Raw genomic sequence first — 7849 nt, 5'->3', positions numbered from 1 at the left:
ACCGCGAGCGCCACCGCCGCCGCGAAGACGAACGAGTGCGACGCTCCCCGGTGTCCCCACGGCGCCGCATAGGGAATGCGGAAGACGAAGGCCACCACGTCCGCGTCCGGCAGCAGGGCCAGCATCGAGAAGAGTGCCATGGAGGCAACCAGGCGACGGGTCGACCCACCGTTCGCCTCATACCGCCCCAGGGCCATGCCCACTGCCACGTGACCGATGCTCGCCATGATTTCCTGGGGCGGAAGATACCGCACCTGGACCTCATGGCTCGCACGCGGGTGGCTCCCTGGAGGGTGGTGATAGCGTGCGACCTCATGCGGGTGCTTTCCCATGTCGAGGATACGCTCGCGCGACGCCTGGAAGGGTGGCGCGCGCAGGTGGGCGAGTGGCTCAACCGGGTCCGCGCGGCGGGCACGGCGAGCTGGCTGGTGATGACGTGGCAGTTCGAGTGGCGCACGCCGCTCGGGGTGCTCGCCGCGTACCTGGCGCTGGCGGTGGTGCTGTGGGCCGGCGCGCGCCGCTTTCCCCGCCTGGGGCGGCGTCCGGCGCTCGGGCTCGTCTTCCTGGACATGCCCGCCGTCTTCGCCCTCCAGTCGCTGGCCATCGGCACGGCGAACAACGACAACGCGGTGCCCACCGCGCTCTTGACGTTGGGCGTGTACATCGTGCTGGTGGTGCTCGTGTCGCTGGTGACGCTGTCGCGCGTCATCGTCGTGCTGGCCACGGTGGTGGCCATCGGCCTGGAGAAGATGCTGGTGTTCCAGGCCCAGGTGGAGTGGCAGGCGTTCCTGCCGGGCATGGTGCTGGTGCTGGCGCTGGGCGCGCTCGCGGCGGCCTTCATCAGCCGGCAGGTGCTGGGGCTGGTGACGCAGGTGGCGCAAGAGGAGGTGCGGCTGGAGCGGCTGGGCCGCTACTTCTCCCCCGAGGTCGCCCGGCAGATTGCCCAGCACGGCACCGAGGCGGGAGGCGGCGAGCACCGCGAGGTGACGCTGCTGTTCTCCGACATCCGAGGCTTCACCTCCATGTCCGAGCGCATGGACAGCCCTCAAGTCGTCGCGCTGCTCAACGAGTACCTGTCGCGCATGGTGGACGTGGTGTTCCGCCATGGAGGGACGCTCGACAAGTTCATCGGTGACGGCATCCTCGCGTACTTCGGCGCGCCGCTGGATTTGCCGGGGCACCCGAAGGCCGCGGTGGCGTGTGGGCTGGCCATGCTGGAGGCGCTGGAGACGCTCAACGCGGAGCGCGTGGCGCGCGGTGAGGAGCCGCTGCGAATCGGCATCGGCATCCACACGGGGCGCGTGGTGGTGGGGGACGTGGGCAGCGCGCAGCGGCGCGAGTACACGGTGATTGGCGACGCCGTGAATCTGGCCAGCCGCATCGAAGGGCTCACCAAGAAGGTGGGCGTGGCCATGCTGGTGTCGGAGGCCACGCGCCGCTTCTGCCAGGACGATGCGTCCCTGCGCTTCGAGCCCGCCGCGCCCCTGCCCGTCGCGGGCAAGGCCGAGCCCGTGGCCACTTTCGTCCCGGGCAAGCAGGCGCTGCGCGAGGTGGGCTGAGCGGACGGGGGCCGGGCAGGGAGGCTCGGCGCCCTGGGACCGGTGGGCTCACACCTGGAAGCCTCGCGCTCCCTCCGGTGACAGGAGGAGTGTGACCATGGCTCAGGGATATTCGTTGAACATCGGGTTGAATCTGGTGGACCCGGCGCACTACGCGGGCTGGGACGGAGCGCTCGTCGCCTGCGAGGCGGACGCCGAGGACATGGTGGCCATCGCCACGGAGCGGAAGTTCTCCACCGTGCGCAAGGTGCTCACGAAGGATGCGACGCGGGGCCGCATCCTGAAGGAGATGGACGAGGCGGCCCGCGTGCTCCAACCCGGAGACCTGTTCCTGCTGACGTACTCCGGACACGGCGGGCAGCTCCCGGACCGCAACAGCGACGAGTCGGACGCGCAGGACGAGACGTGGGTGCTCTACGACGGAGAGCTCATCGACGACGAAATCCACCTCGCGCTGTCCAAGCTGAAGCAGGGCGTGCGCGTGTTGATGTTCTCCGATAGCTGCCACAGCGGCACGGTGAGCAAGGCGGCGTACGCGGCGCTTCGGGGGTCAGGCAGCCTGGAGTTGCTGTCGGACACGCTGCACGACCCGGCACCGGAGGTGAGGCGCTTCAAGGACATGCCCACGGCGATTGCCCTGCGCACGTACCGGGACAACAAGGCCTTCTACGACGACGTCATGGCGGGGCTCCCGAAGGATGACCCCATCGCGAAGACGAAGGCGACGGTGCTGCTCATCTCCGGGTGCCAGGACAACCAGCTCTCCAGCGACGGAGCCTTCAACGGCCTGTTCACCGCGAACCTGCTGCGCGTCTACAACAGCGGGAAGTTCCGGGGCAGCCACCGCACGTTCCACCGCCGCATCGTCCGGCGCATGCCGCCGCTCCAGTCGCCCAACTACTCCATCGTCGGCGTCCCCAGCCGCGAGTTCGAGCGGGAGACGCCCTTCGAGGTGTGACAAAGGGCCGAGGGGGGACTGATGGAGTCCCTCCACGGCCCTCTGTCATGACGCCGCGTTCGCGGTGGGGCTCAGTACGCCTTGGAGAACACGATGCGGCCCGGCGAGTCCTCGCCGGTGACGACGCACTTGCCCGGCTCCTGCTTGAGCGCGAAGGGACGGTTGCGCGTGGTCAGGCCCGTCTCTTCCTTGATGCGCGCCTCCACCTTGGGGTCCAGGTTCCAGTGCGCGAGCAGGAAGCCCGCGTCCGCCTTCTCCTTCATCTCCTCGTAGGAGTTGACCTCGAAGGTGTGCTCGTCGCGGAACGTCTTCGCCTTCTGGAAGAGGTCCTTCTGCATCTGGTCCAGCATGGACTGGGCCTTGGCGGCGGCCTCGCCCAGCGGGATGAACTCCTTCACCTTCAAGTCACGGCGCACCATGACGCAGGTGCCCTTGGCCAGGTCCTTGGGGCCAATCTCGATGCGCACGCAGGTGCCCACCAGCTCGTGCTCGAAGTACTTGAAGCCGGGGCCCTTGCTGTCGTCGTCGTCCACCACCACGCCCAGGCCGGACTTGCGCAGGTCGGCGGCGAGCGCGTGGCTCTTCTCCAGGACCTGCGCCTTCTCCGTGTCGGTCGCCTTGCCGAAGATGGGGATGATGACCACGTGCGTGGCCGCCAGCTTCGGCGGGACGATGAGCCCCGAGTCATCCGAGTGGGTCATGATGAGCCCGCCGATGAGGCGCGTGGACACGCCCCAGGACGTCTGCCAGACGAAGTGCTCGCGGCCGTCGCGACCCTGGAACTTGGTGTCGAAGGCCTTGGCGAAGTTCTGGCCCAGGTTGTGGCTGGTGCCGGCCTGCAGCGCCTTCTTGTCCTGCATCATGGCTTCGATGCTGTAGGTGCGCAGGGCGCCGGCGAACCGCTCCGACTCCGACTTGCGGCCCGTCATCACGGGCATGGCCATGTAGTCCTCGGAGAACGTCCGGTAGACCTCCAGCATCTGGAGCGTCTCCTTCTCCGCGTCCTCTTCGGTCTCGTGACAGGTGTGGCCTTCCTGCCAGAGGAACTCGGTGGTGCGCAGGAACAGGCGCGTGCGCATCTCCCAGCGCATCACGTTCGCCCACTGGTTGATGAGCAGGGGCAAATCCCGATAGCTCTGCACCCACTTGGCGAAGCTGCGGTTGATGATGGTCTCCGACGTGGGTCGGATGACGTAGGGCTCCTCGAGCTTGGCGCCGCCCGCGTGGGTGACGACGGCGAGCTGGGGGTTGAAGCCCTCGACGTGCTCGGCTTCCTTCTTGAGGTAGCTCTCGGGGATGAGCAGCGGGAAGTAGGCGTTCTTGTGGCCCAGGTCCTTGAACATCTTGTCCAGGACGCGCTGCATGTTCTCCCACAGCGCGTAGCCGTTGGGACGGATGACCATGCAGCCCTTCACGTCCGAGTAGTCGGCGAGCTTCGCCTTCTGGACCAGGTCGACGTACCACTCGGAAAAGCCCTTCTCTCGGGGCGTGAGCTTATCGGCCATGTGCTGAGCACCTTTTCAAAGTCGTTGAAAGAGGACGGTTGCCTACGCTTTGGCCACCCGGAAATCAACGCTCCAGTCGTCCCAGGACGTCCCCCGGCTCGTCCCAGGGCAGGTGGTTCACGTTGCGAGGGCTTTCGGAGGGCGGCGAGGATGCCCCGGCTGTCCCGTGGTCGTCCCAGGAGGAAGACATGCTGCGCGCCGTGGCTGGAGAGGTTCATTCCCTGGCGGTTCCCTTCCGGATGGGGGCGTTCGACCTGGGGGGACGGATGACGGTCATCCGCCTGCCGGGCGGGGGGCTGTGGGTGCACTCGCCGGTCGCCTGCACGCCCGAGGCGCGCGCGGCGGTGGACGCGCTGGGCCCGGTGCGCTTCCTGGTCGCGCCCAACCTGATGCACCACCTGCGGGTGGGGGACTGGGCGGCGGCGTATCCGGAGGCGCGCGTGGTGGCGCCGGCGAGCCTGAGGGCGAAGCGGAAGGATTTGCGCATCGACCTGGAGTTGGGGGACGCGGCGGACGCGGGTTGGGCGGGGGTCATCGACCAGGTGCAGGTGAAGGGAATGCCGAAGCTGGACGAGTTCGTGTTCTTCCACCGGCCCACTGGCACGGTGCTGCTCACGGACCTGGCGTTCAACTTTCACCAGACGGGCTCGTGGCTCACGCGCACGTATCTGAAGCTCTGTGGCGCGTGGCAGCGGCTTGCGCCCACGTTCATCACCAAGGCGGTGGTGAAGGACCGGGCGGCGGTGAAGGCGTCGCTGGAGCGGGTGCTCGCGTGGGACGTGAAGCAGGTGGTGGTGTGCCACGGTGATGTGCAGGAGCAGGGCGCGCGCGAGGCACTGCGCGAGGCGTTCCACCGGCTCGCGGGCTGAGGGCTCACACGGTGTTGGCGATACACGGGCAACGCGAGGGCCTTGGCGCGGGTCGCCGCCGACCCTTTTTGATACCGGCTATCTGGAGTCCTCTCGCGTGGATGCAACGCGAGCGTCACACCCTGACGGATGCTGGGAAGCGTTGGCGCGTCGCGCTATGAAGTGCTCTCCATTTTTCATGGTTTTCCACCTGGAGGCTTCATGCGGTCGTTTCTTCCGTCTCTCGGAGTGGCTGGCGCGCTGACGGCGTGCCTCGTCTCCGGCTCCGCCCTCGCCTATGCCACCGGCCAGACGGGCCACAGCGGCAAGGACAGCTCGCTGACGTGCGCGAGCTCGATGTGCCACTCGACCACGGGTACCAAGCCCACCGTGACCCTCGAGGGACCCGCGTCCCTCGAGCCCGGCCAGACGGGCACCTACGCCCTCGTCATCACCGGCGGCCCCGGCGTTCGCGGCGGCTTCAACGTGGCCACGGATGGCTCCGCCACCCTCACCGCCGGCTCCGGCTCCAAGAAGGTCTCCGGCGAGCTCACCCACACCCAGCCCAAGGCCTTCACCAGCGGCACGGTGCGCTTCGACTTCACCCTCGTCGCCCCGTCCACCGGCGCCACGCTCACCCTGTTCGGCGCGGGCAACTCGACCAACGGCAACAACGAGGACACCGGTGACGCGTCCAACACCGCCACGCTCAAGGTGAAGGTCGGCGACGGCGGCGGCGACGGCGGTGGTGAGGACGACGGCGGTGGCTGCGCCGCGGCCGGTGGCGTGCCCCTCCTGGGCGCAGCCCTGCTGCTGCTCGGCGCACGTCTGCGCCGCCGCGACGCGTAAGCGGCTGGCTGCTCCTCAATCAGGCACCTGGGGGGCGGGGAGACAGTGAGCGACGGCGCGGCCTAACATCCCGCCCTCGCTCTCCATGCACCTCCGCCTCCTCTCCCTGCTGCTCATGCTGGGGCCGCTCGCGTGTGCGACAGGCCCCGGTCTTCTCCCCCCGGAAGTCCCGCTCGCCGCCGTACACCGCGAGCCTGGGACGCTGCGGGTGATGACCTTCAACATCCAGTCCGGTGCCCGTGGACTCGATGGCGTGGCCCGCGTCATCCGCGCCTCCGTGCCGGACCTCGTCGCGCTCCAGGAGGTCGACGTCGGCTCCAGGCGCGCCGGCGGCATCGACCAGGTGGAGGCCCTCTCCCGCCTCACCGGCCTGCCTCACCGCGCCCACTTCCGCACCACGGACCTGCATGGCGGCGCCTACGGCATCGCCATCCTGTCGCGCTTCCCACTGGAGTCGCTCGCGCAGTACCCGCTGCCCGTGCCCTCGGGCGCGGAGCCGCGCACGCTCGCGCACGCCGTCGTGTCCGTGGATGGCCGCGAGGTGAGCGTCTACCTCACGCATCTCATCCGCCGCCCCTTCAACAACGCCACGCGCCTGCGCCAGAGCGGCTACGTGGCCCGACTGCTCGCCCAGGACTCCCGGCCTCGCCTGCTCCTGGGTGACCTCAACGACGACCCGGACTCGCAATCGGTGCGTCTGCTGCGCCGCGATTTGCGCGACGTCGTCGCCGCCACCGGCGGAGCCAGGGGCACCTACCCGATGCCCCTGTTCCTGCCCACGCTGCGCATCGACTACGTGCTGGCCTGTGATGCCTTCACGCCCGTGGCCAGCCGCGTGCTGCGGGTCGCCGCGTCGGACCACTACCCCGTCGTCGCGGACCTGCGGCTGGACGTGCTTCCTCCCACGGACGCGGAAGGTCAGCTCACGTTGAAGCGGTAGAGCACGTCCGGGTCTCCCCGGCTGTAGCCCTTGATGACCTCGTGCTTCAGGTCCTTCGCGCCGAGCACCGTCAGGCCGCCCCACGCGAAGCCCATCACCGACAGCTCGAAGTACACGTGCGGCTTGGGCACCTTGATGATGTGCAGGTCCGTGTGGCCCGCGCCCGGCAACACCTCCAACTCGCCCTCGGTGAAGTAGCCCTTCCAGATGCCGGGCGTGAAGAAGAGGAAGCGGCGGAAGTCACCCGGGCTGAACATCGCCTTGAGCTGCCCCTGGCCCAGCGCGTACTCGGCGGACTTGATGCCGAACTGCCACCACGCGTTGGGGTCTCCTCCGTAGAAGCGCTGGAGCAGCTCCTCGTTGAGCCGCAGGAACGCATCCACCGGGATGCGCGTCACCGGGAGGACGGGCTGCGCGAAGACGGGCTCCTTCTTCTTGATGTCCGCGATGAAGTCCTTCCACGCCTTCTCGCCGTGGGACTGCATCGCCATCTGCTGTCGCGCCAGGAACGCCACGCCTTTGACTTCCATCCGTGTGCCTCCACTGCCTGACCCCGCGCGGGGCCGCGCTCGGGGGAGTCCGTCCCGGCTTCCACGGGAAGGATAGGGTGCGACAACGTCGCGCGCAGGCGACGCCTGCCTGCTACTCGAGCTGAAGACCGCAGTCGGCGCAGGCTCCGGCGACCAGGGGCGCCACGGTGCCGCAGGCCGGACACGGCGGCTCACCGTCCTCCGTCGCGGGCAATGCGAAGGGCGAGGCGCCGTCCGCCAGCACGCCCTCGCGCTGGATGCTGTCCATCCAACGTTGCTGGAGCAGCGTCGCCACGCGCAGGCCGTCCTCGGGGCGCACCAGCACCTGGAACTTCGGGCTGCACCCGGGCTTCGCGCACGCCTCGCGGTGTACCAGCGCGGGGACGTCCGCCTCCAGACAGGCCTCCACCAGCCGCCGGGCGTCCGCCAGCGCCATCTCCGCGCACGGCACCAACTCCACGTCCGACAGCACCTTCGTCACTTCATCCTGGGTCATCACCTGTCGGATTGGAGCCCACGCATGGGCCCTCCGTCCAGCGGCGAGCCGTCTTCTCGGACTCGAGGGCACCTCGCGCCCGCCAGGTCGCATCCCCACCCTGCCCGTCACTTCTTCGAGATTCCACGGGCCTGTACGGGGCGGGTGGGGGCACGACGCAATGC

9 protein-coding genes are annotated in these 7849 nt (G+C 68.8%); 5 read left to right on the top strand and 4 right to left on the bottom strand.

From position 1 onward, the window contains the following. The coding region (locus FJV41_RS46485) for a metal-dependent hydrolase (RefSeq protein WP_181791435.1) at positions 1 to 227 on the bottom strand (227 nt) is incomplete at its 3' end. An 87-nt stretch (positions 228 to 314) separates the two neighbouring features. Between FJV41_RS46485 and FJV41_RS46480 the strand changes: the two genes are divergently transcribed. Continuing rightward, positions 315 to 1559: an adenylate/guanylate cyclase domain-containing protein gene (locus tag FJV41_RS46480; protein ID WP_141649058.1), complete on the top strand. Its 1245-nt coding sequence runs from the start codon at positions 315 to 317 to the stop codon at positions 1557 to 1559. A 97-nt stretch (positions 1560 to 1656) separates the two neighbouring features. Continuing rightward, entirely contained in the window at positions 1657 to 2517 is an 861-nt protein-coding gene (locus FJV41_RS46475) for a caspase family protein (RefSeq protein WP_141649057.1), read from the top strand. Positions 2518 to 2588: 71 nt separating this feature from the next. Here the strand turns inward: FJV41_RS46475 and proS are convergent, their stop codons facing one another. After that, positions 2589 to 4022: a proline--tRNA ligase gene (gene proS / locus FJV41_RS46470; protein ID WP_141649056.1), complete on the bottom strand. Its 1434-nt coding sequence runs from the start codon at positions 4020 to 4022 to the stop codon at positions 2589 to 2591. A 188-nt stretch (positions 4023 to 4210) separates the two neighbouring features. Between proS and FJV41_RS54820 the strand changes: the two genes are divergently transcribed. The 3 genes from FJV41_RS54820 (at position 4211) to FJV41_RS46455 (ending at position 6659) form a co-directional block, all read left to right on the top strand. Then, positions 4211 to 4891, top strand: a complete 681-nt coding sequence (locus FJV41_RS54820; RefSeq protein ID WP_141649055.1) for a DUF4336 domain-containing protein — start codon at positions 4211 to 4213, stop codon at positions 4889 to 4891. A gap of 201 nt (positions 4892 to 5092) precedes the next feature. Then, the gene (locus tag FJV41_RS46460) at positions 5093 to 5719 is read left to right on the top strand and encodes an MXAN_6652 family MXYO-CTERM-anchored protein (RefSeq protein WP_141649054.1); all 627 of its coding nucleotides are present in this window, start codon (positions 5093 to 5095) and stop codon (positions 5717 to 5719) included. Positions 5720 to 5804: 85 nt separating this feature from the next. Beyond that, positions 5805 to 6659: an endonuclease/exonuclease/phosphatase family protein gene (locus FJV41_RS46455; RefSeq protein WP_141649053.1), complete on the top strand. Its 855-nt coding sequence runs from the start codon at positions 5805 to 5807 to the stop codon at positions 6657 to 6659. Here the strand turns inward: FJV41_RS46455 and FJV41_RS46450 are convergent. Next, a complete protein-coding gene (locus tag FJV41_RS46450) occupies positions 6638 to 7189 on the bottom strand; it encodes a hypothetical protein (RefSeq protein ID WP_141649052.1) in 552 nt (183 codons plus the stop codon). The genes FJV41_RS46455 and FJV41_RS46450 overlap by 22 nt on opposite strands. A gap of 112 nt (positions 7190 to 7301) precedes the next feature. Next, entirely contained in the window at positions 7302 to 7685 is a 384-nt protein-coding gene (locus FJV41_RS46445; RefSeq protein WP_174454163.1) for a hypothetical protein, read from the bottom strand. Positions 7686 to 7849 lie beyond the last annotated feature (164 nt).

This window comes from Myxococcus llanfairpwllgwyngyllgogerychwyrndrobwllllantysiliogogogochensis (genome assembly GCF_006636215.1).
Lineage (GTDB): Bacteria > Myxococcota > Myxococcia > Myxococcales > Myxococcaceae > Myxococcus > Myxococcus llanfairpwllgwyngyllgogerychwyrndrobwllllantysiliogogogochensis.
Note: the sequence above shows the minus strand (reverse complement) of the source record. Positions and strands in the feature narration are given on the sequence as shown.

Excerpts from the sequence above, each read along its gene's own strand:
- FJV41_RS46480 (WP_141649058.1), top strand. The coding sequence starts at position 315 with ATGCGGGTGCTTTCCCATGTCGAGGATACGCTCGCGCGACGCCTGGAA.
- FJV41_RS46475 (WP_141649057.1), top strand. The coding sequence starts at position 1,657 with ATGGCTCAGGGATATTCGTTGAACATCGGGTTGAATCTGGTGGACCCG.
- proS (WP_141649056.1), bottom strand. The coding sequence starts at position 4,022 with ATGGCCGATAAGCTCACGCCCCGAGAGAAGGGCTTTTCCGAGTGGTAC.
- FJV41_RS54820 (WP_141649055.1), top strand. The coding sequence starts at position 4,211 with ATGCTGCGCGCCGTGGCTGGAGAGGTTCATTCCCTGGCGGTTCCCTTC.
- FJV41_RS46460 (WP_141649054.1), top strand. The coding sequence starts at position 5,093 with ATGCGGTCGTTTCTTCCGTCTCTCGGAGTGGCTGGCGCGCTGACGGCG.
- FJV41_RS46455 (WP_141649053.1), top strand. The coding sequence starts at position 5,805 with ATGCACCTCCGCCTCCTCTCCCTGCTGCTCATGCTGGGGCCGCTCGCG.
- FJV41_RS46450 (WP_141649052.1), bottom strand. The coding sequence starts at position 7,189 with ATGGAAGTCAAAGGCGTGGCGTTCCTGGCGCGACAGCAGATGGCGATG.
- FJV41_RS46445 (WP_174454163.1), bottom strand. The coding sequence starts at position 7,685 with ATGACCCAGGATGAAGTGACGAAGGTGCTGTCGGACGTGGAGTTGGTG.